The organism is Arthrobacter sp. B2a2-09, assembly GCF_027587375.1.
Lineage (GTDB): Bacteria > Actinomycetota > Actinomycetes > Actinomycetales > Micrococcaceae > Arthrobacter.
Map to the genome: position 1 here is coordinate 1 of NZ_JAMXIC010000072.1, position 1,065 is coordinate 1,065.

At 63.9% G+C, this 1,065-nt stretch carries 2 protein-coding genes and 1 pseudogene; all 3 read right to left on the reverse strand.

Annotated elements, in window-relative coordinates; all coding sequences use genetic code 11:
• Positions 1-254: pseudogene (locus tag NFJ07_RS25545) on the reverse strand (serine hydroxymethyltransferase); the annotation flags it as partial.
• Complete coding sequence (gene gcvH, locus NFJ07_RS25550) at positions 251-634, reverse strand: glycine cleavage system protein GcvH (RefSeq protein ID WP_269998901.1); 384 nt, start codon at positions 632-634, stop codon at positions 251-253. The gene gcvH and the pseudogene NFJ07_RS25545, both read right to left, overlap by 4 nt.
• 62 nt (positions 635-696) lie before the next feature.
• A partial coding sequence (locus NFJ07_RS25555) for a glycine cleavage T C-terminal barrel domain-containing protein (protein WP_333482083.1) occupies positions 697-1,065 on the reverse strand: 369 nt, incomplete at its 5' end.

The following is a 1,065-nucleotide window of genomic DNA, read 5'->3' on the forward strand; positions in this document are numbered from 1 at the left end:
CCGTAGTAGCGCTTGCCCGGGTAGCCCTCGGCATACTTGTTGGTCAGCACCGACCCCTGCGCCTGCATGACGGCCACGGCAGTGTGGTTCTCCGACGCGATCATTTCCAGGCCCGAACGCTGACGGTCCAGCTCGTCATCGATCTTCGCCGCGATCTCCGGATCCAGTTCGGACAACACCGTGTCCAGGCTCGGCGAAACTACCTGCTCGAACACAATGTTCTCGGTGCCTGCGGCCCCGGTCGCGGCGCTCACAGCTCGCCACCGTTGGCGTTTGCGTACTCTTCAGCGGACATAAGCGGGCCATGTTCGGTCACGGCGACCTTGAAGAGCCAGCCCGCACCGTACGGATCGTTGTTGATCAGGGCAGGATCGTCGACGACGGCGGAGTTCACTTCGGTGACTTCACCGGTGACCGGGGAGTACAGGTCCGAGACGGACTTGGTGGACTCAACCTCGCCGCAGGTCTCCCCCGCAGTCACAGCGGAACCGACCTCGGGCAAGTCAACGTACACGATGTCGCCGAGGGCATCCGCAGCAACCGCGGATATCCCAATCCCCTCAGGCCCAGCCCCATCCGAGGCAACCCACTCGTGTTCAGCCGAATACTTCAACTCGGCAGCTACTTTGCTCATTTCATTTCCTTCTCTCGCCTAGTTCACAAAACTTGTTGTTTGGTTGCGGACTTCCAGGTGGGCTACTTGGCGCGCTTGTAGAACGGCAGTGCCACAACCTCGAAGAGCTCTGCTTTTCCGCGCAGGTCGACGTCCAAGGCGGTGCCTGGTTCGGCGTGTTCGACGTCGACGTATGCCAGTGCCACGGGGTAGCCGAGGGTGGGGCTGGGCTGGCCTGAGGTGACTTCGCCGACCACTACGCCGTCCTTGAGGACCGGGTAGTGGGCGCGGCCGGCGCGGCGGCCCAGGCCCTTGAGGCCAACCAGCTTGCGGCCGCTGGTGGAACCGGCGCCCCCGGCCTTCAGGGCTTCCAGGGCGGCACGGCCCACGAAGTCGCTTTCCTTGGCGAGCGAGACAACGGGGCCCAGGCCTGCCGAGAAGGGGTTGCCTTC

Coding starts and splice junctions, on each gene's coding strand:
- gcvH (WP_269998901.1), bottom strand. CDS start 634: ATGAGCAAAGTAGCTGCCGAGTTGAAGTATTCGGCTGAACACGAGTGG.